The sequence below is a fragment of the Brevibacillus sp. HD3.3A genome (genome assembly GCF_013284375.2).
Classification (GTDB): Bacteria; Bacillota; Bacilli; order Brevibacillales; family Brevibacillaceae; genus Brevibacillus; species Brevibacillus parabrevis.
Window position 1 is genome coordinate 683390 of record NZ_CP085874.1, and the last position, 22725, is coordinate 706114.

Sequence of the window (22725 nt, forward strand, 5' to 3'; positions counted from 1 at the left end):
GCCCTTTTCTACGGAAACTCACGTCCAGCCATGTGAATGAATGCAGAAAATTTCTACAAGTTTATTGAGAAGTGAGGGATGGGAAGCATGATGCTCAACATTTTGCCTCAGGTGTTGGTTGACGGATTAACACTTGGATTCATGTATGCAGTCGTAGCCTTGGGCTACACAATGGTTTACGGGATTTTGGAATTTATCAACTTTGCTCATGGAGAAATCTTTATGGTGGGGGCGTTTGTCGGGACAGAGGTATTGCTGATCTCTGATTCCTTGGGGGCGCTGGAAGGCATGAATCCTTTTGTCGCACTATTCTTGACACTGATCATCGCCATGGTGTTAACGGGGGCGCTTGGAGTGGGGATCGAGAGAGTGGCTTATCGGCCGCTGCGTGGGGCACCGCGTCTCGTACCGCTGATTTCTGCTATCGGCGTATCGTTTTTGCTGCAAGACCTTGTTCGTTTTACCGAAGCGCTGGCTCGCAATGAATTTTATCTGAACAGTCCAACTCTTTTTACTGGTTCGATTTCTTTAGGCAGCATTGCCACGATTCCTACCAAAGGCTTGATTGTAATTGTGCTCGCGATCGTAATGATGATAAGTCTGACGCTGTTCATTAACAAGACAAAGTGGGGAATCGCCATGCGTGCCGTAGCGCAGGATCAGAGTACGGCTTCGCTGATGACCATAAATGTAGACAAAGTAATCATGCTGACGTTTTTGATCGGTTCCAGTCTCGGTGGAGCGACAGGCGTGCTGTTCGCCCAAAACTACGGGACGATCGACCCTTATATCGGATTCATTCTCGGATTGAAAGCATTTACGGCAGCCGTTCTCGGCGGAATCGGCAATTTGCGCGGCGCGATGGTTGGCGGAGTGCTGCTCGGACTGCTGGAGTCGCTGTCGGGAGCGTTCATGGGACCGTTGACCAACGGCGCATTCGGTGCCGAGTACAAAGACGTGTTTGCATTCAGTATTCTAATCCTCGTGCTTCTCTTCAAGCCTGAAGGGCTGTTTGGCGAAGCTGTGAAAGAGAAAGTGTAGGTGAAACCAATGGCAAATCTGACATGGAAAACGTTCAAAGGAATACCGCTCGCGCTCACGTTGGTTTGGATCGCAGGCTTCGCGGCTGCTTTGCATTTCATGGACAAATCAGTCATCGCGTTTCTCGGCATTCTCTCTTCGATTGTGCTCATCTATTACACGAACACGTCGAAAGCGATCAAAATGGTCATCGGGGCAGCTGTGCTGTTGATTGTCATTCCGCTGGTCGCAGGGGAAAACCGCTACTACATGGAAGTGGCCTCGCAGGTGGGCATTTACGTGGCGATGGCGCTCGGCTTGAACATCGTAGTAGGCTTCGCAGGATTGCTCGACTTGGGATACGTCGCCTTCTTTGCTGCCGGTGCGTACGCATACGCGATCTTCTCGACCTCGCAGGCAAACGAATTTATCGCAGGCAACCTGTTTCCGCTGTCGGGTGAATGGTTCTGGCCGTTCCTCATCGTCGGATTGATCGTCGCCGCCGTCTTCGGGGTATTGCTCGGGCTACCCGTACTCCGTGTAAAAGGCGACTATTTGGCCATCGTTACGCTCGGGTTTGGTGAGATTATTCGGATTATTTTTAATAACCTGGACAAACCGATCAACATTACGAACGGACCACAAGGGATTACCCCGATTCCGTCGCCGGAGCTGTTCGGCATCAAGATGGGGACACCGTTTTTCTTTTACTTTATCGTGTTGTTCGTGATCGCTTTCATTGTCCTGGCGAATATTCGTTTCGAGCATTCCCGTCTCGGCCGCGCCTGGATCGCTGTTCGCGAGGATGAACTGGCTGCGCAGTCCATGGGGATCTCGCTGTTGAATACGAAGCTGGCGGCTTTTGCGACAGGGGCTTCCTTCGCAGGGGTGGTAGGCGTCATTTTTGCAGCCAAGCAGACGTTCATCGATCCGACTTCGTTTACGCTGATGGAATCGATCGGGATTTTGGTGATGGTCATTCTCGGCGGCAGCGGAAGCATCCCTGGCGTCGTGCTCGGAGCTGCTTTCGTCACCATTTTGCAAGTGCAGCTCTTGAAAGAGTTCTCCAACTTCTTGCACAGCTTGCAGCAGTCGGGAATCATCAACCTGCCGAACCAGCTCGACCCGTCCAAGTTCCAACGCCTTATTTTCGGGATCATGCTGATTCTCGCAGCCTTGTATCGTCCGAATGGACTGATTCCGGCCAAGCGGAAAAAGAACGATCTCGATGCGATCAAAGCGAGCGATTACGGCAAAGAAAAGCTGGGGATTCTCGGCAAGCTGTCCCAATTGGCTTCTGGCAAGCAGTCATAGCGGACGAGGAGGGAAAAGGGCATGGCATTGTTGGAAGCGAAAAATTTGACCAAACGTTTTGGCGGACTGGTGGCGAACCAGGACGTCTCGATTTCCATAGAAAAAGGCAGCATTACAGCAGTAATTGGGCCGAATGGGGCCGGAAAGACGACTTTCTTCAACATGATCACTGGATTTTACGAGCCGGATGAAGGCGAAATCCTGTTGAACGGCAAAAGCATCAAAGGGTTGCGTCCCGACCAGATTGCGAGCCGCGGCATCACAAGGACTTTTCAAAACATCCGTCTGTTCAAGGAAATGACGGCGCTGGAAAACGTGATGGTAGGCGTTCACAGCCGCTTGTCTGCCGGATTGCTCGGCATTTTGTTCAACACGAAGCGCGTGCGCGTCGAAGAGGAAAAGGCGCGTGTGGAAGCGTACCAGCTCCTGGAATATGTCGGGATCGCGCATATCGCCAACGAAGCGGCGGGCAGCTTGCCGTACGGTTTGCAACGGCGCCTGGAAATTGCCAGAGCGATGGCGACCAACCCGGAAATCATTTTGCTCGATGAACCTGCTGCGGGCATGAACCCGCGCGAGACGGTGGAAATGACCGACTTTATTCGCAAGCTGAAACGGGAGCTTGACCTGACGATTATCCTGATCGAGCACGACATGAAGCTGGTCATGGGACTGAGCGAGTACATTCACGTGCTGGACTACGGCCGCAAAATCGCCGAAGGAACGCCGGAACAAATCCGCAACAACCCGAATGTAATTGAAGCCTATCTCGGAAAAAGCGCGTCGGAAGTGTCGTAGAAGGAGGAAACACAATGGCATTGTTAGAGCTGAATAACGTTCATACCTATTACGGCGGTATCCACGCATTGAAGGGATTGAGCATTACCGTCAACGAGGGCGAGGTAGTCACTTTGATCGGCTCCAACGGGGCGGGAAAATCAACTACCTTGAAGACGATCTGCGGACAGACCCGCGCCAAGGAAGGCAAAGTGATTTTCAATGGCAAAGATATCACCCAGATGCGCACTCACGATATCGCCAGCGCGGGCATCGCTCACGTACCGGAAGGACGTCGTATTTTTCCCAAGCTGACAGTCCGCGAAAATTTGGAGATGGGCGCTTTCGGAGTAGCGGACAAAAGCGTGATTGAGGAAGGCATCGAGCGAGCTTTCGCCTATTTTCCCCGCCTGAAAGAGCGGATTGATCAAAAAGGCGGCACGATGTCCGGCGGCGAGCAGCAAATGCTGGCGATTGCACGCGGCTTGATGATGAAGCCGAAGATTTTGATGCTCGATGAGCCGTCAATGGGACTGGCGCCGATTCTCGTGGAGCAGATTTTTGACATCGTCACTGAGCTGAACAAAGAAGGCATGACGATTTTGTTGGTGGAGCAAAACGCGAACCAGGCCCTTTCGGTGGCACATCGCGGCTATGTGATTCAGACCGGAGAAATCATTTTGAAGGACGATGCGCAGACCTTGCTGGCAAATCCGCAGGTCAGGGAAGCTTATCTCGCATAGCCTCGCGTAGCAAGGAGCCGATGGAGAGACATCTCCGTCGGTTTTTCTTTTCTTTGCGAACAAAAAGTAATTTTGCAAAATTTCGTATATGATTAGCATAGACCGATTGAACCCGTCTGAACATGTACAGATAGAAAAAAGCGGAACGGGTCAGTTGGCGGGAGAGGAGAAAGAGGAACATGCTGGATATCAGTCCCCATTTGATTGAGGACGGAGAAGCTTTGTACTTGCAGCTTTATCGATATTTTCGCGAAGAAATTCAAAGAGGCGGACTGCCGTCCGGGACGAAGCTGCCGTCTGTACGCGCTTTGAGCGGATTTTTGCACGTCAGCAAAACGACGGTGGAAAGCGCGTACCATCAGCTTTTGGCAGAAGGATATATCGAGAGTCGGGAGCGCAGCGGGTTTTTTGTCGTGGATGTGGACTGGGATGGACCGATCTTGAAGATGCCCGGCAAGAAGCAATATCCAGATGTTGACGCCGTTCGCAAAGAAAAGGAGCGCGTACATGGGATAACCGAGGTGCTTCCCGCTCCCGTCCGCTATGATTTCCACCAGGCAAAAGTAGACGCCGAGCATTTTCCGTATGAACGCTGGCGCAAATACACGAATCAGTGCATGCAAAAAGAGAACAAGAGCGTGCTCTACTACGGGGACAGGCAAGGAGAGCCGCTTTTGCGGGAAGAGTTGGCCCGCTATCTGGGGCGAGCGCGCGGCGTGCAGGCTACGCCTGAGCAAATCGTAATCGGTGCGGGAACGCAGATTATGATCAGTTTGCTCGGCTTCATGTTCGGTGCGCAGGGACAGGCTGTCGCCATGGAGGAGCCGGGCTATAACGGCGTTCGTTCTGTTTTTTCCCATCTCGGCTTTGAGGTTCGGCCGATTCGGCTGGAGGACGACGGGATCGATGTGGAGGCGCTCAGCAAAAGCGGGGCCAGGTACGTCTATATTACCCCGTCTCACCAGGACCCGTCCGGAATCGTCATGCCGTACGCCAAGCGCTTGAAGCTGCTGCACTGGGCCAATCAGGCAAACGGGTACATCATCGAGGATGACTACGATGGGGAGTTTCGCTATCACGGCCGACCGATTCCTTCCCTTCAGGGGCTGGATACCAACGGGCGGGTGATCTATGTCGGGACTTTTTCCAAGGCGCTTTTGCCATCGATTCGGATTAGCTACATGGTGCTGCCTCACGAGCTGCTCAAGATTTATCACAAAGAGCTGATTGATTTTGACCAGTCTGCTTCGCGCATCCATCAGGAGACGCTGGCCTTGTTCATGAAGCATGGCGACTGGGAGCGGCACATTCGCAAAATGCGGACGATTTATCGCAAAAAGCACGATGCGATGCTTCAACTTTTGCAGGAGCAGCTTGGGGCGCACATTTTGCTCAAAGGCCAGGACGCCGGGCTGTCCGTGACGATTGAGGTAGCGAGTGAACGTACAGCCATAGAGCTTGCGCAAATCGCGGCTGCGGAAGGGATTCGCGTCTACCCGACTTCCCACAAGTGGATGGAGCCAGCGCAAAAAGGACTGCCTGCTTTCCAGTTCGGCTTCGGCGGTTTGAGCCTGGAAGAGATGGGCGAGGGCATTCGCCTGTTGAAAAAGGCGTGGGAGCCGTATTTGCAGAGACATTGAAGCAACAATTGCATCAGACAGAGGGGAAGCGCAGAAGGGAGAGCACATCAAGGTGTCGCAGTCGTTGTTTGTAAAAGGAATGAAGCAAATCATTCCGGTGGCAGCCGCCGGAATTGTGGATGGAATGGTGTTTGGCATTTTGGCGAGGCAGGCAGGGCTGGGAGTGACGGAAGCGATGCTGTTTTCCTTGCTGGTCAATGCAGGCTCGTCGCAGTTTGCGGCTGTCGGTTTGATTTCCCAGGGGATTGTCGGTTGGCCGATCCTGGTTTCGACGCTGCTTTTGAACGCTCGTCACCTGTTGTACGGACTGGCTCTGGGGCCGAAGTTCGGCGAGACAGCGCCATGGAAGCTGTCGCTGATGGCCGGGACGCTCAACGACGAGACGTATGCGCTCAAGGCGACCTATTTGGCCGCCGGGGAAAAACCGAGCCTTGCTTATTTCGCCGGAGCGAGTGCGGCTGATTACGTGATCTGGAATGCCAGCACGCTGGCGGGAGCCATTTTCGGAACGGTATTTACCCAGACGGAAAGCTGGGGGCTGGATTTTGCTTTTATCGCGACGTTTCTCGGGTTTCTGGCCGTTAATCTGGTTTCATCGTATCATCTCAAAGTGGCTGGTTGTGCCGCGGTTGTCGCCTGTCTCGGCTTTTGGCTCGGAGGAGCGACGGTTGCCGTGATCACCGGGACAGTGACGGCCGTAGTGATGGGGGCGTTGAGCGGTGAACGATAAAATTTTGCTGTATATCGTTTTAATGGCGATCATTACGTATTTGACGCGATTTCCGATGCTGTTGATCAGTTCCAGGTGGCAGATTCCGGCCTGGCTCGGACGAGGTTTGGCGATGGTGCCAGTCGGTGTGTTCACATCCATGACGATTCCGCCCATCTTGTTTCACGCGCCAAAAGGGGCGTGGAGCCCGGAGTATTTGGTGGCGGGCACTGTGGCGCTGGCGGTAGGGCTTTGGAAAAAGCAGATCGTTTGGGCGTTGCTCGCTGGAGTGGTTATCGTGGCGCTGTGGCGGCAAGTGTTCGCGTTTTAGGACATTTCAGGCATGCCGAGCCGAGTGCTGGGCGCATGTGAAAAGACAAAGACCTTCTCCCCAACGGAAAGTGTGATCGTGTGGGGAAAAGGTCTTTTTGTGTTTGTCATGTTGGTCAACCCAAGCGATAGCCCAAGTGGGCGGACATCTCGCGCACAGTCGCAAGCGTGTCTGCCAAAATCTCTTCCTGTCTCGGCAAGACGCGATCAGACGGGCCAATCACACTCACGGAGGCTGTCACATGGCCAGTTGAATCGAAAATCGGCGCAGCAATTCCCGTGACGCCCGCGTTGCGGCGATTGGAGCTGATCTCGTAGCCGCGTTCGCGGATCGTGCGCAGATTGTCCTTGATGTCCGCCACCGATGTGTAGGAATGAATAGTGTACGTTTTCAACGGATGCTCCGCCAATATTTCGTCCTGGAAAGACTCCGGTTGAAAAGCGAGCAACACCCGGGCAGCCGATGTCGAGTACAGCGGAAAGCGGCGGAAGGACTCTACGGTAAAGCGGATCGGGTGAAGCGAGTCTTCCTTCGCTACGTATATGGCGTCTTTTGCATCCTGGACGCAGAGGACGGCAAGCTCGTTGACCCGGGAGACGAGTCCGGTCAAATACGGTTTGGAAAAATCGACGATATCGTGGTTGGTGAGCACCTTCGTGCCCAGCTCCAGCAAAGTATAACCGAGCGTGTATTGCTTGGTTTTTTCATTTTGGCGAATGAAGCCTTCGGACTCCAGCGTGGATAGCAGCTTGTGTACGGCCCCTTTTGACAGTTGCAGTTTTTTGCTCAGTTCTGTCACGCCAAGCTCTTTGGGAGAATCAAGGAACATTTTCAAGAGTCGGCAGCCGTTTCGTACAGAAGACAATACTTGGTCCATGAAAAACGTCTCCTTTATGTGCATTAGCCCTATTTTACCACAGGTAGGGTTGCGAATTGCGATAATGGTTGTTTTTGTATGACTACCTTGAATAGTCAGTATCTTTATGATAGGATAACACTATCGTTCTCGAATAGCAAACATCGTTCTCTATTCGTGAACAATAAAGGTAAATCGGGGGTTGACGAACTTGAAGAAAAAGGCATTATCTGTTCTGTCCATTTTTGCTTTGACTGGTTCTTTGTTGGCTGGATGTGGCTCCTCCACGCCGCAAACAGCTACACCAGCTCCGACCACGGGCAATTCAGGAGGTACACAAGCACAAGTACAACTGGAAGACACGCTGGTGGTAGCGGGGAACGGAGCTACTGTAGAGAAGCTGATGAAAGACGAGATTTTCAAAAAGTTCAACGAGAAGTATCCGAATGTGAAGCTGACGTATGTATCCGGAGTTTCCACGGAGATTGTAGCGAAAGTCAAAGCACAGAAAAACGCTCCGCAAATTGACTTGACGATCATCGAAGGCGGGGAACAGGAAAAAGGACGCCAGGAAGGCTTGTGGGAAACGATCTCGGGCACTGAGATTCCGAATGTGAAAAACGTGCCGCAAGATTTGAAGGTGACAGATGACAGCGGCGTAGTCGTCAACTTCACGCCGATGGGGATTTCGTACAACAGCGAACTGGTCAAAGAGAAATCGCTGCCTGTGCCGAAATCGTGGAACGATCTGACCAAGCCGGAAGTGAAGGGCAACATCACGATGACAGATGTGGCGAGCAACTTCGGACGCTCCACGATGATCATGCTGGCCTACGCGAATGGCGGATCAGAGAAGAGCATCGAGCCGGGCTTCGAGAAATTGGCAACGCTTGCAGGATACATGCCTACTTTTGCCAAGAGCGCGGCGCAATTGCAGCAAAATCTGCAAAACAAGAGCGCAGCCTATACCACCTGGACGATGGCGCGCAGCCTGACGCAAAAAGAAGCGGGCGTGCCGCTGGAATTTGTTTTCCCTGAAGAGGGAGGAAATATCGTGCCAAACATCGCTACTTTGGTCAAAGGAGCGAAGCACCCGCAAGCAGCAAAAGCATTTGTCGACTTTTTGCTGACAGACGAAGTGCAAACGATGTACGCGACCAAGCTGTACTACAATCCTGCCACGAGCGTGAAGCTGCCGGACGATGTAGCGAAGACACTGGAATTTGACCGTTCAAAAGTCGTGAACTTTGACTATGACATCATCAGCAAGGAAACATCCGCTTGGCTGGATCGCTTTAACAAAGAAATCGCACCTAAAACAGGAAAGTAGGTATGGAAGTGACAAAGGTGATTGACGTCGAACTGCGCGGCATCATGAAAAAATTTCAAAACAATGTCGTGGTTCAGGATTTCAACCTTCAGGTGGAGCAAGGCGAATTTATCTCGTTTTTGGGTCCATCCGGTTGCGGCAAAACGACGACTTTGAACATGATCGCCGGATTTTTGGACCCGGACGGCGGAGACTTGCTGATCAAAGGTCAGCGGATGAACGGAGTGCCGCCGTACAAACGCGAGCTGGGGATGGTTTTCCAGACGTACTCGCTGTTCCCGCATATGACCGTAGCGGAAAACATCGCCTACGGCTTGAAGCTGCGCAAGATAGGCAAGCAAGAGATGCAAGATCGCGTGAAACGCGTGCTTGAGCTGGTCAAGCTGCCGAATGTGGCGGACCGCTATCCAAAGCAGCTGTCTGGCGGTCAGCGTCAGCGCATTGCGATTGCCCGCGCTCTGGTGATTGAGCCTTCGCTTTTGCTGCTGGACGAGCCGTTGAGCAACCTCGATGCGAAGCTGCGCGAGGAACTGCGCGACGAGTTGAAGCGTCTGCATCAGGAGATTGGCGTAACTACCATTTTCGTTACGCACGATCAGGAAGAGGCGCTGGCACTCTCCGACCGTATTGTTGTCCTGAATCACGGCTTTGTGGAGCAGATCGGGACTCCGCTCGAAATCTACAACCAGCCGGCTTCCGAGTTCGTGCATACGTTCATCGGCAAAACAAACCGGATGGAAGGCGAGGTCATCGCGATCGACGGCGACACGCTGACCTTGCGTACGACAGGCGGTTTGCTTGTGCAGGCGACAGGGCAGCAGCGTGCGTTTGCCCTCCAGCAAAAAGTGGTCATTTTCGTCCGGCCAGAGAAGATCAAGCTGTCCGACGCAGCGGATACGGCACAGCCGAATCGGGTAAAAGGCCATCTCCAGCTCGCTTCTTTCCTCGGCTCCTACACGGAGTGCGAGGTGGCGACCGGAGCGCATACACTGTCAGTCAAGGTTCAGATGAGCGACAAATCGGCTGAACAAGAAGCAGGCAAAACGGTTTACTGTCAGTGGAATGCGGAAGACGTGCTGGTCATGCCCGTGGAGAGGGGATGACGGATGAACAAGCGTCTTTCGATCACACTGCTGACGGCACCTGCGATGATTGTTTTGCTCGGGGTGTTTATTTTGCCGATGCTGCTCATGCTTATGCTCAGCTTCCAGGATGAAAACCAGGCTTTCACGCTGCAAAACTACACCTTGTTTGTTCAAGATTCGTTTTATGTGGAAATTCTTTGGCGGACGATTCGCGTCAGTCTGTGGACCGTGCTCGCCACCTTGCTGCTGGGCTTTCCGGTGGCGATGTACATGGCGCAGGCTACAGGAAAAATGCGCGGAATCGTGACGATGCTCATTTTGGCTCCGCATCTCATCAGCGTGGTCATCCGCAACTTCGGTTGGGTAGTCGTGCTGGGAGAGAAGGGCTGGATTAACGAAATGCTGATGAAGCTCGGCTTGATTGAGCAGCCGTTGCGGCTTTTGTACAACGAGCTTGGCGTCGTCATCGGTCTGACCGATTCGTTTATTGCCTACATGGTGCTGGCGATTGCGACCAGCCTGTACGCCATCGATCCGTCCTTGTCCAAGGCAGCTTCGATTTTGGGAGCTTCGCGCATTCGCACGTTCTTTACGGTGACTTTGCCGCTCTGCTTGCCGGGGATCATCGCGGGAACGACTCTGGTTTTCAGCTTGTCGATGAGCGCGTTTGTCACTCCGGCGCTGATGGGCGGAACTTCGGTAAAAGTCATGCCGGTCATTGCGTACGAGCAGATCATGGCGACCTTGAACTGGCCGCTTGGCGCTGCGCTTGCGTTCCTGCTTTTGGGCAGCACGATTTTGCTGGTGACACTGTATACGAAGTTGATCGAAACGAAGCGGTATAAAGAGGTGTTTGCGTCATGAAAAAGATAAATACGTTCGGACTCATCACGTTCTTCGTGCTGCTGCTGGTCAATCTGCCGTTTCTGGTCATCATTCCAAGCTCGTTTACGGCGGCTGGATACTTGGCGTTTCCGCCGGAAGGCTTCTCTTTTCAATGGTACACGATGATTCTGGATCGGCCGGAGTTTGTCGAATCGCTCTGGACGAGTCTCAAACTGGCGACGGTTACCGCTGTTCTGGCGACCGTGCTCGGCACCTTGGCAGCATTCGCGCTGTCCAAGTACAAATTCCGCGGGAGCGGCGTCATCAACGCGCTGATGCTCTCCCCGCTTACCGTGCCTTCGCTGATTATCGGGATTTCCGCTTTGCTGTTTTTTACACGGATCGGTATTGCAGGAACGTTTACAGGGCTGCTCCTGGCGCACATCCTGATTTCCATCCCGTATGTTGTGCGTCTGGTGCTCACAGGACTTAGTACATTTGACTATACGCTGGAAAAGGCAGGGTACATGCTGGGTGCACACCCGCTGCGCGTCTTTTGGGACATCACGCTGCCTTTGCTGCGCCCAGCCATTGTGTCGGGAATGATTTTCTCGTTCCTGACGTCGTTTGACAATGTGACGGTTTCCTTGTTCTTGGTAGCGCCAGATACGACCACGCTTCCGCTTGCGATCTTCACCTACATGCAGGAAACGCTCGATCCGCTGGTGGCTTCAATCTCCGCGGTCGTCATCCTGCTGAGTCTGGTCTTTATCGTATTGCTGGAAAAAGTATACGGACTAGAGCGCCTGTTCGGACTCAATTCACAATCTCATTAAGGAAGAGGCACTATGTCAATCCAGACTTATTTGCAACACAATTTGAATCACTTTTTGCAACTGCTTGAGGAAGCGGTCAACATGGACTCGCCTTCCCGCGACAAGCAGCTGGGCGACCGGATGGCGGGCTGGTTCGCGCTGCAATTTCAAAGGCTGACAGGCGGCAGGGCGGAACTGATTCCGAATGCGACTTACGGGGATCAGGTGCGCTGCACGTTGGGCGACGGGGAAAAGCAAATTCTCATTATCGGTCACTACGATACCGTGTGGCTGGAAGGAGAAGCAGCGCGCAGGCCGTTTTCCATGCAAGATGGCAAAGCGTACGGGCCGGGTGTCTACGATATGAAAGCAGGCGTGTTGCAGGCGATGTTTGCGCTGCGTGCGCTCGTGAAGCTGGATCGCTTGCCAAAAGACAAAAAAATCGTGCTGCTGCTCAACAGCGACGAAGAAATCGGCAGTCCGACTTCCCGCTGGCTCGTGGAGGAGGAAGCTTCCCGCTCGGTTGCGAGCTTTGTGCTGGAGCCGCCGACAGAGCCTGGCGGAGCGCTGAAAACATGGCGCAAGGGAAGTGCGCACTACACGTTGGCTATCCACGGAAAATCGGCTCACGCTGGCGTCGACCACCAAAAAGGCGTATCGGCGATTGAAGAGCTGGCCCGTCAGGTGCAATTTCTGCACTCGCTGACCGACTATGAAAAAGGCACAACGGTCAATGTAGGGATCGTCAAAGGCGGAATCGGCGCAAATGTCGTCGCAGATTACGCCGAGGCAGAGGTAGATATCCGGGTGGTGTCCATGGACGAGGCGCAACGGATTGAAAAAGTCATGCAGGAACGAGAGCCAATGCTTGCGGGTACGAGCATCCACGTGTCAGGCGGCATTCGCCGTCCGCCGATGGAGCGTACCGAGGAAACGGGAGCGTTGTTTTCGCTGGCCCAATCCATCAGTATCAATGAACTAGGGATGCATCTAGAGGAATCAGGCACCGGCGGCGTCAGCGACGGCAATTTTGCGGCGGCTTGCGGAGTTCCCACGTTGGATGGACTTGGTACAAAAGGTGGATTGGCTCATTCGCCGAAGGAATGGATCGAACTGGGTGAAATATCGACTCGCGCTACACTGCTGGCGCGACTGATCGAAGAAGTATAGATAAAAAAGAAAAAGAGGCACCTGACAGCTGCATTCCTTTTGCAGCCGTACAGGTGCCTTTGTTATGCCTGATTGGTTGGTTAGTGGACGTTTGCCAAATGGCGGCGTCCTGCCGAGAGAGCGACAATGCTGATCAGTACGACGATGGCTCCGACGTAGAACGGCACCTGAGACGAGTACCACTCGGCGAGCTTTCCGGCAAGCCAAGGGGCGATGGCGCCGCCTACAAAGCGGACGAAGCTGTACGCGGACGAAGCAACCGCGCGTTCCACCGGAGCTACGTCCATGACAACCGTAGTCAAAACGGTATTGATGATCCCCAAAATCGCCCCAGCGACTGCGATCGCGACGACCAGCCCGGTCTGCGAGGAGACGGCGAAGCCCATGTAAGCCAAATCCAGGGCGAGCAACAACAGCATGGTGTACAAGGTCGGGACAGAGCCAAAACGATCGGTCAGCTTGGGAGCGACGATCACGGACGTAATGGCGAGCAAAACTCCCCAGAAAAAGAAGACCAATCCCAAGCTGTGCTCATCCATATGCAGCACAAACGGCGAATAGGCGAGCAGGGTAAAAAATCCGAAGTTGTAGAGCAAGGCAGTTACTGCCATGGTGAACAGTCCAGGGTAGCGCAGGGCGCGAAACGGATCGAGCAGCGAAGTGCGTTTTTTCGGCTTCGGTATTTCGTTCAGGAGGACGAAGACAGCGAGAAAAGCGATCGCCATCAACACCGAAACGCCAAAAAACGGCCCGCGCCAGCTAATGCCTCCCAGCAAGCCGCCGAGAAGCGGGCCTACCGACATCCCGAGTCCGATGGCTGCCTCATACAAAACAATCGCAGAAGCTGTGCCCCCGCTTGCCACGCTGACGATGACGGCAAGCGCGGTCGAAATAAAGAATGCGTTTCCCAGTCCCCAGCCAGCGCGGAACCAGACGATCCCGTCGATTGAATTTGCCATGCCGCCCAAAAAAGCAAAGATGATAATAGCGAGCAAACCAAACAGCATGGTGCGTTTCGGACCGATGCGGCTGGACAGCCATCCGGTGACGAGCATGGTCACCCCGGTCATCAACATGTAACTCGTAAACAACAAAGACACCTGACTTGGCGTTGCTTGCAGCTTGGCAGCGATCGCAGGCAAAATCGGGTCTACCAGGCCGATCCCCATGAAGGCTACGACACAGGCGAATGCCACGGCGTAGGCCGATTTGGGCTGTTTCAAGATCGTGCGTAAAGAATGTGCGTCAGCAGACATAAATGTGTTACCTCCCTGTTGCTTTTGCTTCCAGCTCATTGCGTTTTGTGACGATCCGCGCAAGCTTCTCATCGTAAGATTCCAGCAGCTCTTGCATTCTGGTCAGTTTCCCGTGCAAAATGTCCCGTTGGTTGCCGAGCGTTTCTTCCAAAGTTCTCAGCGTCTCGATTCGCCTGTGCAGCTCCTCGCCTTCCAGCTCGCGGCCCATGTAGTGCTGGTGGTAAAACTCGCGCTGCTCCTCGTATTTGCGTCCCAGCTCCATCATTTCTTTAATCTCGGACAACGAGGCGCCGAGCAAGTCGCGGATGTCTTTTACGTGGACAATTTGTTCGACGTCCGCTTCCGTGTACATGCGATAGCCGCTCTCCGTCCTGCCGGAAGGAGACACCAGGCCAAGCTCTTCGTAATAGCGCAAGGCTCGCTTGGTCAAATTCGTTTTTTTCGCAACCTCTTCAATTCGGTACATCAGTCCATCCCTTTCCGAAACAAGATGATTTTCACGAGTCGTTTCGTCACAACTATAACCTTAACGTAAACGTTATGGTTTTGCAATGTGCAAGTGTGCTCTTATTGTTTGGCGATAGAGGGAAAAACATGAAATCGAGCGGCAAATGCGCGATAATGAAAGAGTCTTGCACAAGCCATTTCAATTATGGAAAGCGAGGTCGACCACCATGAAATATTACCGTTTGGGAAAAAGCGGGCTGAACGTTTCGGCCCTGGGACTGGGAACCAATTCATTTGGAGGGCGTGCTGATGAACGAACATCCGTAGAAATCATTCATAGCGCCATCGAGAACGGGATTACGTTCATCGATACGGCGAATATTTACACGCAAACCGAATCGGAGCGCATTATCGGACTGGCGCTGGAAGGGAAGCGGCACGAGGTTGTTTTGGCGACCAAGGCTGGTCTGGTAAAAGGCGAAGGGCCGAATCAGCGCGGCTCGTCGCGCTATCATCTGATGCGGGAGCTGGAAGACAGCTTGAAGCGGCTGCGCACCGATTACGTCGACTTGTACCAGATTCACACGTTTGATCCCGAGACGCCGTTGGAAGAGACGCTGCGGGCGCTCGATGACATGGTTCGCTCCGGAAAAGTGCGCTACATCGGGGCATCGAACTACGCGGCGTGGGAGCTGATGAAAGCGATCGGGATCAGCGAGAAAGCAGGCTTGAACCGCTACGTATCGACGCAAGTCAGCTACTCGCTCGCGGATCGTACGCCGGAGCGGGAGCTGGTGCCGATGTGTCTGGATCAGGGAGTCGGCATCATCCCGTACTTCCCGCTTGCCGGGGGCATTTTGACCGGAAAATATACAAGCGTGGACAAGGCGCCTGCCGGTTCACGCGCTGACAAAGAGCCGCGCTTCGTCCAAAAGCTCAGTGAACAAAACCTGGAGTTCGGGCAGCAGGTGGGCAAGGCTGCGGCTGAGCTGGGCGTATCATCCAGCGTCCTGTCGCTTGCCTGGCTGATGCACAAGCCTGCTGTCTCGACGGTCATTGTGGGCGCGACTCGCGTGGAACAGCTCACGGACAACTTGCAAAGCGCAACGCTTGCGCTGGACGAGGCAACGATGCAAAAGCTCGACCAGTTGAGCGAGCCGTACCGTTATGGGGAGCCGTTTGCGGTGTATCGGTTGGGGTGAAAAATAAGAAAACGACGCGAACTGATCTTCGCGTCGTTTTTCTGCTTTGACTGCAATGCTGTTACTCAGCCGCCATTGTGCTTTCTTTCAAAATGACGTCATGCGCTCCGCCTTCGACCAGGCTGGTAGCGGAAATGAGCGTGATGCGCGCTTTTTGTTGCAGCTCAGGGATGGAGAGGGAGCCGCAGTTGCACATGGTCGACTTGATTTTGCTCAGGGTGCGGTCCATGTTTTCACGCAGGCTTCCCGCGTAAGGAACGTACGAATCTACGCCTTCCTCGAACACGAGCGCGCTTTTGCCGCCCGTGTCATAACGCTGCCAGTTGCGTGCGCGGTTGGAGCCTTCTCCCCAATACTCTTTTACGAAGTTGTTGCCGATTTTCACTTTTTTGGTCGGGCTTTCGTCGAAGCGGGCGAAGTAACGGCCCAGCATGACAAAGTCTGCGCCCATTGCCAGAGCAAGTGTCATATGGTAGTCGTGCACGATGCCGCCGTCCGAGCAGATCGGTACGTAAATGCCTGTTTCCTTGAAGTATTCATCGCGGGCTGCCGCTACTTCGATTACAGCAGAAGCCTGGCCGCGCCCGATTCCTTTTTGCTCGCGCGTGATGCAGATGGAGCCGCCGCCAATCCCTACTTTGACGAAGTCTGCGCCTGCTTCGACGAGGTAGCGGAAGCCTTCCTTGTCGACAACGTTTCCGGCGCCGATTGGCACGTTGAAGTTTTCTTTTACAAATTGCACAGTATCGCGCTGCCATTCGCTGAAGCCGTCCGAAGAGTCGATGACGAGAATGTCAACGCCCGCTTCTACCAGCGCAGGAACGCGCTCCTGATAGTCTTTGGTGTTGATACCCGCGCCTACGATATAGCTTTTGTTGGCATCGAGAAGCGACAGCGGGTTGTTTTTGCGGGAATCGTAGTCTTTGCGGAATACGAGGAAGTCCAGGTTTTGGTTTTCATCCACGATTGGGAGGCAGTTGAGCTTGTGCTCCCAGATCAGGTCGTTTGCTTCCGACAGCGTGATTCCGGATTTGCCGTAGATCAGGGAGGAGAACGGCGTCATGATATCGCGCACAAGCTTGTCCTGCGAGTCGCGGCTGACACGGTAGTCGCGTCCGGTGACGATTCCGAGCAGCTTGCCTTTGGCGGAGCCATCTTCGGTAACCGCAACGGTGGAGTGGCCTGTCTGTTCTTTCAGCGCCAAAATATCTTTCAATGTATGTTCTGGCGTCAGATTGGAGCGGCTGACAACGAAGCCTGCCTTGTGGTTTTTCGCTTTGCGAACCATGGTCGCTTGGCTTTCGATCGATTGGGAGCCAAAAATAAAGGAAATACCGCCACATCTAGCCAATGCGACCGCCATATGATGGTCGGAAACTGCTTGCATGACTGCGGATGAGAACGGTATGTTGAGTGTAATAGCTGGCTTTTCACCTTTTTTAAACTTGGTAATCGGAGTGGATAAGTCCACATTGTTTGGTGTGCATTCTTTCGTGGTGAGATTCGGAAGCAGCAAAAACTCGTTAAACGTCCGAGATGGTTCTGTGTAATAAAAAGCCACAATTCTCTCCTCCTGTATGATCTTTATAAGAGAAATTTTTATCATGGTAACCGCCAGGCGTTAGAACGTCAATAGGGAATCGAAAGAAGGGGTGTTTTCGCAGTGATTTTGCCGCTGAAATATGAACAAATAAGTTCGCTTACGCCAATTGCCTTGGAGCAATCGTATATTTTTTATGGAAATGTGCATCTTCGCCCGGAGCGCAGCGTGTTTGCAGCGGACGTGGAGGATGGTGAGGTGCGGGCAGTTGGCGCTTACTTGCAGGGGATGCCCTTCCATGCTTTTTCCTTGCAGCTTTTGGCCGCAGAGGGGGAGTACGATGCGACTGACATGCTGAACTATTTTCGCCAGCAGCCGTCTGTCGATATGCCGGAAGGACAGACGGGCGTGTTTGGCTTGCCGCAAGCGGCTTTTGAGCGGGTGAAAATTCCCGGCATCCGGGCGCAAAGGACGTTGCAGCTAATGAAGCTGGTCGCGCCTGACAGGCTGCTTGCGCCGGGAAGTTCCCGTTTGCTTGCTCCTTCAGAGGGGCAGCTTGCTGTCGCGCTGGCCGGGCAGGTTGGCATGATCAGCTTTCGTGCCGAGGAAGTGGAAGAAATGCCGCATATCGCGCTTTTTTCCGAACAGGACGAGCCAATGGCTTTGGCTGGCTTTCACGTCTACGACGATGCTTTTGTGGAGATCGGGAACATCGGCACCAGCGAAAAGCATCGGAAAAAAGGCTTGGGGACACAGATCGCCTCAGACATTAGCCGAATGGGGCTGGAAAAGTCGCCAAACGTCTACTTGATGGTGTTTGCGGATAATCCCGCTGCGATTCGCGTCTATGAAAAGCTGGGCTATGAGACGGTGTCCCGCTACGCCTTTATTGAATTTGAATTTGCCTGGTAAACGAAGTGAAAAGGAGCGGCTCGACCGCGATCGTGAGGATCGGGCAAGCCGCTCTTGTTGACGTGGAAGTAGTCAGCCTTTGAACGAAACGGGAACAGTCATGGTGAAGCAAGGACCGCCTGCATCATTGCGAGCGATAATCGTCCCTTTGTGCGCTTCAAAAACGGCGCGGGCGATAGCCAGTCCGAGGCCGTGCTTGCCGGATTTGCCTTTGCGGAAGCGCTGGAACAGATGAGGGAGCAGCGATTCTTCGATGGGTGGACCATCATTGGAAATGCTGATCACTACGTTTTGCCCTAGCTGGCGTCCGGTAATGGTCAGACGGTTTTTCGCGTAGCGGAGCTGGTTTTCCATGATGTTGACGAACGCCGTGCTCAATTGCTCGCCGTCGCCTTCCACAATCAAATCAGACGGTACATTGACTTCCCATTCGACTTGCGGATTCAGGACGGCAAGCCGTTGCCGCAGCAGGTGCATCATTTCCGACAGATCGACTTGTCCCACCTGCATCATTTGCGCCACAGATTCAATCTTGGTCAAATAGAGCAGTTGTCCGACGACCTTTTCCAGCCGCTTGCTCTCTTCCATGATGATCGCCAGCCCTTTTTCCGCTTGCGGCCCCTGAAAGACCCCTTCAATCAAGCCCTGGGTGTAGCCCTGGATCGCCATAATCGGCGTTTTCAGCTCATGGGAGATGTTTTGCACAAAATGACGTTGCGATTCGTCGTATTCCTTCAATTGATTTTTCATCGTGTCAAAAGAGCGGGCCAACTGGCCGATCTCGTCTCCGCGGTCCATCACGAGCGGAATGTCAAACTGGCGGCGGGCAATCTTGTTGCACAGCTCGTCCAGGCTGCGCAGCGGTTTGCTCAAGTAGCCGCTGAACCAGACGGCGAGCAGCCAGCTAACGAGCAGAAGCAGGCTGAACACGAGCAAAAACTGGCGGGTGAGAATCGCATTGATCTGATTCAGCTCCTGTTCCTTGGAGAACAGCACCATGTAGTAAGGAAAGCCGTGGTAGTCCATGCGCTTGCTGACGAACAGGTAGTTTTCGTCGCCGCGACTCAACGTGCCGTGCTGCAACTGGTCGTTCGGATGCGCGGCTGCCTTGATAAACAATTCGCGCGCTTCCTCATACGGAATCCGCCCACTGCTGCTGCGGCTGCCCAGCTCCCGCCCGTTTTCTGCGTAGACGATCATGTCAAACGAGTATTCGTAGCGGGAGAGGAGCAGTTGCAAAAAGTAAGGGGCTGCAGCCGGAACAGGCAGCAGTTCGTTGTCTTCATTGAAGGAAATATGCTTGGACAGCGTGTTGAACTCGTCTTCCAGCAAGGCGTACGTATTGGAAACGAGGTATTGCTTGACCGCCAAAGGATAGCCGATCCCGAGGCCGACGCCCAGCACGCTTGTCAGCAGCATGAACAAAATGAGAATTTGCCGGGAGAGCGGCAAGTTTTTCAGGCGAAATTTGCTCATATGCGCGTCATCCGGTAACCGAAGCCATAGACGGTTTCCAGCGGGAATTTCGCCATCTTTTTGCGGATGCGCTTCACGAGATCATCTACAGCGCGGTCGGAGCCGATGTAGTCCTCGCCCCAGATGGAGGTCAGGATTTGCTCGCGGTTCAGAGCCAGCCCCTGATTGTGCAAAAGGTAGATGATCAGCTCAAATTCTTTGGTCGTCAGATCGATCAATTCGTCTCCTTCTTTTACTTGCCGGCCTTTTTCTGAGATCATATAAGGGCCAACCGTTACCCAATCCTGGAAAGTTTGCGCGGAAGCTGCGGCAGCACCAGGCTTTTCATACGTACGCTGCAAAAGCTTTTTCGCGCGGATGACCAACTCGCGGGGCAAAAACGGCTTGGCGAGATAATCGTCGCTGCCCAGCTCCAGTCCAATGATTTTATCGACATCTTGGTCGCGGGCGGAAATGAAAATGATCGGTACATTCGATTTTTCCCGAATGAGTCGCAGCAGCTCGTAGCCGTCGATATCTGGCATCATGATGTCCAAAATCCATAGATGCGGCTGTGTTTCTTCATCTAGCAACGGCAGCACTTCGGCACCGCTGGAAAACGCCTTGACCTGCAATCCGGCGCTTTGCAAGTACGATTGCAGCAAATCCAGGAGGTTGGTTTCATCGTCCACCAGATAGACAAGGTAGGGGGTATTCATGGTTTCGCCCTCGCTTTGCATCTGTTTTCCATTATTGTAGCATAGCCAAAAACGCGATGTGTGGCATGTCCGTATGAGAATCGTGGAAAACGTGTGGAAGCAGGAATCCCCTCCGCTCTCACGAAAAAGAAGTAGGGAAAAAAAGGCATCAACAGATGGAAAGGAGCGATTTTGTGAAACGACATACGAAGACGTCACTCATGCTACTATCCCTGCTGCTATTCGTTACGGCGTGCAGCCCGCAGCCGGTTGACACACAGCCGACACCGGCTCCAGAACAGCCGACCGCTCCTATCGTGCAAAATCCACCGGAGACGAATCAACCGATCCAGTACCCGTATAAAGCGCCGTTGACGGGACTTGGCAGCCAGGAACGACTGGACAGCAAGCGCCCGGTCATGGTCATGGTGAACAACGCGCCGCCAGCCCGGCCACAGACGGGACTGAACAAGGCGGACATTATTTACGAAGTGCTGGCAGAAGGCGAGATGACGCGTTTTCTGACGGTATACCAGAGTCAAAAGCCGGAGGTCGTCGGGCCAGTGCGCAGCATTCGCCCTTATTTCATTCAATTGGGCATCGGCTTCGACGCTGTGCTTGTCCATGCTGGCGGCAGTCAGGAGGCGCTGGAGACATTGGCGCGGTCCGACTACAGCCATCTGGATGAAATCCCGAACGGGCGCTATTTCTGGCGGGAGAGCTTCCGCAAAATGCCGCATAACCTTTACACCAAGCCAGAGCTGATCGAGCAGGCTATGGCAGACAAAAAAATGCGGACAACCGCAGAAGTGCCGCATTTCACTTTCTTGGCGGATGACGCCGAGATCAAGGAAGGCGAGCCTGCGACGCAAATTGATCTGACTTTTCACGCGCTGAACAAGGCTGCTTTTACATACGATGCCGAGCAGAAGAAGTACATGCGGTTCACAGCTGGCAAACCGCACGTCGATTTGAGCGACAACAAGCAGCTTTCCACGACCAATTTGCTGGTCATTTCGACCAAGCATCGTGTATTGGACAGCGAAGGTCGCCGACAGGTCGATGTGATCGGCCCTGGAGACGGTTATTTGTTCCAGCAGGGCAAGGCGCGCAAAATCAAGTGGAAGCGCAGCAACGGCGTGATTCGCGCCTACGAGGATGCGGCTTTGACGGAAGAAGCGCCGCTTTTGCCAGGAAATACATGGGTGGAAATTCTTCCGAATACCCCGGGTCTGTCGCAATCCTTGAAGTTCCACTAGGGATTGGGGCTTGCGGATGAAGGCGGTTTCTTCTAAGATTAATTGTAGGGCTTTAGTGCTTAAAAATTGTACAGTGAGAAACCGTTCGGAAGACGGATACCATAACGGGGTGACGAAAATGCAACTGGAAAAACTGAAGGGGAAAGGGATCGAGCAGCTGTTTGAAGCGGTTCTGTCTCTGGAAACCATGGAAGAATGCTATCAATTTTTTGACGATCTGTGCACCGTAAACGAAATGCAGTCGCTCGCGCAGCGCCTGGAAGTGGCGCGCATGCTCAGAAAAGGCTTTACCTACAATCAGATTGAAGCTGAGACAGGGGCCAGCACAGCAACTATTTCCCGTGTGAAGCGTTGCCTGAACTACGGCAACGACGGATACGAGATGGCGCTGGAGCGCATCGGAAAATAACTAGGAGGCAGGCAACGTTGATTGACTATCGCAGTTGGCGCCATACGTTTAAACTGGACCCGGATAAAACAATCGATGACGATTCGCTAGAGTTGATCTGCGAGTCAGGCACGGATGCGATTATCGTTGGAGGCACGTATGGGGTGACTTTTGACAATACGCTTGAGCTGATGTCCCGCATTCGCCGCTACGCAGTACCGGCCGTGCTGGAAATTTCGTCGCTCGACGCGGTTGTTCCCGGATTCGATTCCTATCTGATCCCGCTCGTGCTGAATGCAGGCGATCCAAACTGGATGTTCGCCCCGCACGTTTCGGGACTCAAAACGTACGGAGCCTACATTCATTGGGATGAGATTATTACGGAAGGCTACCTGATCGCCAATCCGCAAGCCGGCGTCGCCGAGCTGACTTCTGCCCTGCCGATCACAGACGCAGCAGAAGCCAAAGCGTATGCGCAAGTCGCGACCAAAATCTGCCGCTTGCCCATCGTCTATCTGGAGTACAGCGGTACATACGGCGATCCTTCCATCGTCAAAGCTTGCAAGGCAGGGGCCGACGAAGCGCACGTCTTCTACGGCGGCGGCATCCGCACCCCGCAGCAAGCCGCTGAAATGGCGGCAATCGCCGATACAGTCGTCGTTGGCAACGTAATCTACGATGACTTGCAGGCTGCTTTGGCTACGGTTGGGGCTGTAAAAGGGGAAAAATAGGAAATGAGAGAGCCGAAGCAGAAGGCTCTCTTTTTTGTTTGGTAAAATGAATCCCTCCGCTTATGCTGTTCGGCAGCGTCTTGGGGGATTCATTTTTTGTGTCTATTTCTATAAAATGGAAGTGGCAGGCTATTGAAATTTTGAAGTATAGTAATAAATTACCAAAATAGGATAAAATTTTAAAAAACTTATAGATTTTTCTAACTCTTCAAAATATAATCT

Annotated in this window: 23 protein-coding genes; 17 read left to right on the forward strand and 6 right to left on the reverse strand. The window is 53.3% G+C overall.

Annotated elements, in window-relative coordinates; translation table 11 throughout:
- Positions 1 to 78: 78 nt before the first annotated feature.
- The 7 genes from HP435_RS03660 to HP435_RS03690 all read left to right on the forward strand — a co-directional run bounded on the left by HP435_RS03660 (position 79) and on the right by HP435_RS03690 (position 6534).
- Positions 79 to 1041, forward strand: coding sequence for a branched-chain amino acid ABC transporter permease (locus HP435_RS03660; RefSeq protein ID WP_167470349.1), 963 nt, complete (start codon positions 79 to 81; stop codon positions 1039 to 1041).
- 9 nt (positions 1042 to 1050) lie between these two features.
- Positions 1051 to 2334 (forward strand): branched-chain amino acid ABC transporter permease, encoded by a 1284-nt coding sequence (locus HP435_RS03665; RefSeq protein ID WP_063229622.1) that lies wholly within the window; start codon positions 1051 to 1053, stop codon positions 2332 to 2334.
- Positions 2335 to 2355: 21 nt separating this feature from the next.
- Positions 2356 to 3132, forward strand: coding sequence for an ABC transporter ATP-binding protein (locus HP435_RS03670; RefSeq protein ID WP_122965555.1), 777 nt, complete (start codon positions 2356 to 2358; stop codon positions 3130 to 3132).
- Between the two features lie 14 nt (positions 3133 to 3146).
- Positions 3147 to 3854: an ABC transporter ATP-binding protein gene (locus tag HP435_RS03675; RefSeq protein ID WP_063229556.1), complete on the forward strand. Its 708-nt coding sequence runs from the start codon at positions 3147 to 3149 to the stop codon at positions 3852 to 3854.
- Between the two features lie 179 nt (positions 3855 to 4033).
- Entirely contained in the window at positions 4034 to 5494 is a 1461-nt protein-coding gene (locus HP435_RS03680) for a MocR-like pyridoxine biosynthesis transcription factor PdxR (protein ID WP_173599459.1), read from the forward strand.
- A gap of 52 nt (positions 5495 to 5546) precedes the next feature.
- Positions 5547 to 6224: an AzlC family ABC transporter permease gene (locus HP435_RS03685; RefSeq protein WP_229049811.1), complete on the forward strand. Its 678-nt coding sequence runs from the start codon at positions 5547 to 5549 to the stop codon at positions 6222 to 6224.
- On the forward strand, positions 6214 to 6534 hold the full coding sequence (locus tag HP435_RS03690) for an AzlD domain-containing protein (RefSeq protein ID WP_229049812.1): 321 nt from the start codon (positions 6214 to 6216) through the stop codon (positions 6532 to 6534). The genes HP435_RS03685 and HP435_RS03690 overlap by 11 nt, the downstream gene beginning before the upstream one ends.
- A gap of 115 nt (positions 6535 to 6649) precedes the next feature.
- Here the strand turns inward: HP435_RS03690 and HP435_RS03695 are convergent, their stop codons facing one another.
- Positions 6650 to 7411, reverse strand: coding sequence for an IclR family transcriptional regulator (locus HP435_RS03695; RefSeq protein ID WP_173599460.1), 762 nt, complete (start codon positions 7409 to 7411; stop codon positions 6650 to 6652).
- Between the two features lie 190 nt (positions 7412 to 7601).
- Here HP435_RS03695 and HP435_RS03700 point away from each other — a divergent pair, with 190 nt between their 5' ends.
- The 5 genes from HP435_RS03700 to HP435_RS03720 are packed head-to-tail and all read left to right on the forward strand — an operon-like array spanning position 7602 to position 12615.
- Positions 7602 to 8720, forward strand: a complete 1119-nt coding sequence (locus tag HP435_RS03700) for an ABC transporter substrate-binding protein (protein ID WP_122965624.1) — start codon at positions 7602 to 7604, stop codon at positions 8718 to 8720.
- A gap of 8 nt (positions 8721 to 8728) precedes the next feature.
- Positions 8729 to 9823: an ABC transporter ATP-binding protein gene (locus HP435_RS03705; protein ID WP_122965623.1), complete on the forward strand. Its 1095-nt coding sequence runs from the start codon at positions 8729 to 8731 to the stop codon at positions 9821 to 9823.
- A 3-nt stretch (positions 9824 to 9826) separates the two neighbouring features.
- On the forward strand, positions 9827 to 10669 hold the full coding sequence (locus HP435_RS03710; RefSeq protein WP_122965552.1) for an ABC transporter permease: 843 nt from the start codon (positions 9827 to 9829) through the stop codon (positions 10667 to 10669).
- Positions 10666 to 11466, forward strand: coding sequence for an ABC transporter permease (locus HP435_RS03715; protein ID WP_122965551.1), 801 nt, complete (start codon positions 10666 to 10668; stop codon positions 11464 to 11466). The genes HP435_RS03710 and HP435_RS03715 overlap by 4 nt, the downstream gene beginning before the upstream one ends.
- Positions 11467 to 11478: 12 nt before the next feature.
- Entirely contained in the window at positions 11479 to 12615 is a 1137-nt protein-coding gene (locus HP435_RS03720; protein ID WP_173599461.1) for a M20 family metallopeptidase, read from the forward strand.
- An 80-nt stretch (positions 12616 to 12695) separates the two neighbouring features.
- Here the strand turns inward: HP435_RS03720 and HP435_RS03725 are convergent, their stop codons facing one another.
- The gene (locus HP435_RS03725) at positions 12696 to 13871 is read right to left on the reverse strand and encodes an MFS transporter (protein ID WP_173597845.1); all 1176 of its coding nucleotides are present in this window, start codon (positions 13869 to 13871) and stop codon (positions 12696 to 12698) included.
- A gap of 7 nt (positions 13872 to 13878) precedes the next feature.
- Positions 13879 to 14337 (reverse strand): MerR family transcriptional regulator, encoded by a 459-nt coding sequence (locus tag HP435_RS03730; RefSeq protein WP_173597846.1) that lies wholly within the window; start codon positions 14335 to 14337, stop codon positions 13879 to 13881.
- Positions 14338 to 14545: 208 nt separating this feature from the next.
- Between HP435_RS03730 and HP435_RS03735 the strand changes: the two genes are divergently transcribed.
- On the forward strand, positions 14546 to 15520 hold the full coding sequence (locus HP435_RS03735; protein ID WP_173599462.1) for an aldo/keto reductase: 975 nt from the start codon (positions 14546 to 14548) through the stop codon (positions 15518 to 15520).
- A gap of 61 nt (positions 15521 to 15581) precedes the next feature.
- On the opposite strand, the gene HP435_RS03740 is transcribed toward HP435_RS03735, so the two are convergent.
- Positions 15582 to 17081, reverse strand: coding sequence for an IMP dehydrogenase (locus HP435_RS03740; protein WP_063229548.1), 1500 nt, complete (start codon positions 17079 to 17081; stop codon positions 15582 to 15584).
- Between the two features lie 102 nt (positions 17082 to 17183).
- Between HP435_RS03740 and HP435_RS03745 the strand changes: the two genes are divergently transcribed.
- Complete coding sequence (locus HP435_RS03745; protein ID WP_173599463.1) at positions 17184 to 17972, forward strand: GNAT family N-acetyltransferase; 789 nt, start codon at positions 17184 to 17186, stop codon at positions 17970 to 17972.
- A 72-nt stretch (positions 17973 to 18044) separates the two neighbouring features.
- Here HP435_RS03745 and HP435_RS03750 read toward each other — a convergent pair whose 3' ends face one another.
- Together HP435_RS03750 and HP435_RS03755 are read right to left on the reverse strand one after the other, a co-directional pair.
- The gene (locus HP435_RS03750) at positions 18045 to 19448 is read right to left on the reverse strand and encodes a sensor histidine kinase (protein WP_122965545.1); all 1404 of its coding nucleotides are present in this window, start codon (positions 19446 to 19448) and stop codon (positions 18045 to 18047) included.
- Positions 19445 to 20146 carry a response regulator transcription factor gene (locus HP435_RS03755; RefSeq protein ID WP_122965622.1) on the reverse strand — a complete coding sequence of 234 codons (702 nt, stop codon included), beginning with the start codon at positions 20144 to 20146 and terminating at the stop codon, positions 19445 to 19447. Before HP435_RS03755 ends, HP435_RS03750 begins: the two co-directional genes overlap by 4 nt.
- A 173-nt stretch (positions 20147 to 20319) precedes the next feature.
- Here HP435_RS03755 and HP435_RS03760 point away from each other — a divergent pair, with 173 nt between their 5' ends.
- The 3 genes from HP435_RS03760 (at position 20320) to HP435_RS03770 (ending at position 22503) form a co-directional block, all read left to right on the forward strand.
- Positions 20320 to 21384 (forward strand): DUF3048 domain-containing protein, encoded by a 1065-nt coding sequence (locus tag HP435_RS03760; protein WP_122965544.1) that lies wholly within the window; start codon positions 20320 to 20322, stop codon positions 21382 to 21384.
- Between the two features lie 118 nt (positions 21385 to 21502).
- Positions 21503 to 21793, forward strand: coding sequence for a YerC/YecD family TrpR-related protein (locus HP435_RS03765; protein WP_063229546.1), 291 nt, complete (start codon positions 21503 to 21505; stop codon positions 21791 to 21793).
- A gap of 17 nt (positions 21794 to 21810) precedes the next feature.
- Positions 21811 to 22503, forward strand: a complete 693-nt coding sequence (locus tag HP435_RS03770) for a heptaprenylglyceryl phosphate synthase (protein WP_122965543.1) — start codon at positions 21811 to 21813, stop codon at positions 22501 to 22503.
- The last annotated feature ends 222 nt before the right edge of the window (positions 22504 to 22725 follow it).

Coding starts and splice junctions, on each gene's coding strand:
- HP435_RS03660 (WP_167470349.1), top strand. CDS start 79: ATGGGAAGCATGATGCTCAACATTTTGCCTCAGGTGTTGGTTGACGGA.
- HP435_RS03665 (WP_063229622.1), top strand. CDS start 1,051: ATGGCAAATCTGACATGGAAAACGTTCAAAGGAATACCGCTCGCGCTC.
- HP435_RS03670 (WP_122965555.1), top strand. CDS start 2,356: ATGGCATTGTTGGAAGCGAAAAATTTGACCAAACGTTTTGGCGGACTG.
- HP435_RS03675 (WP_063229556.1), top strand. CDS start 3,147: ATGGCATTGTTAGAGCTGAATAACGTTCATACCTATTACGGCGGTATC.
- HP435_RS03680 (WP_173599459.1), top strand. CDS start 4,034: ATGCTGGATATCAGTCCCCATTTGATTGAGGACGGAGAAGCTTTGTAC.
- HP435_RS03695 (WP_173599460.1), bottom strand. CDS start 7,411: ATGGACCAAGTATTGTCTTCTGTACGAAACGGCTGCCGACTCTTGAAA.
- HP435_RS03710 (WP_122965552.1), top strand. CDS start 9,827: ATGAACAAGCGTCTTTCGATCACACTGCTGACGGCACCTGCGATGATT.
- HP435_RS03715 (WP_122965551.1), top strand. CDS start 10,666: ATGAAAAAGATAAATACGTTCGGACTCATCACGTTCTTCGTGCTGCTG.
- HP435_RS03720 (WP_173599461.1), top strand. CDS start 11,479: ATGTCAATCCAGACTTATTTGCAACACAATTTGAATCACTTTTTGCAA.
- HP435_RS03725 (WP_173597845.1), bottom strand. CDS start 13,871: ATGTCTGCTGACGCACATTCTTTACGCACGATCTTGAAACAGCCCAAA.
- HP435_RS03730 (WP_173597846.1), bottom strand. CDS start 14,337: ATGTACCGAATTGAAGAGGTTGCGAAAAAAACGAATTTGACCAAGCGA.
- HP435_RS03735 (WP_173599462.1), top strand. CDS start 14,546: ATGAAATATTACCGTTTGGGAAAAAGCGGGCTGAACGTTTCGGCCCTG.
- HP435_RS03750 (WP_122965545.1), bottom strand. CDS start 19,448: ATGAGCAAATTTCGCCTGAAAAACTTGCCGCTCTCCCGGCAAATTCTC.
- HP435_RS03755 (WP_122965622.1), bottom strand. CDS start 20,146: ATGAATACCCCCTACCTTGTCTATCTGGTGGACGATGAAACCAACCTC.
- HP435_RS03765 (WP_063229546.1), top strand. CDS start 21,503: ATGCAACTGGAAAAACTGAAGGGGAAAGGGATCGAGCAGCTGTTTGAA.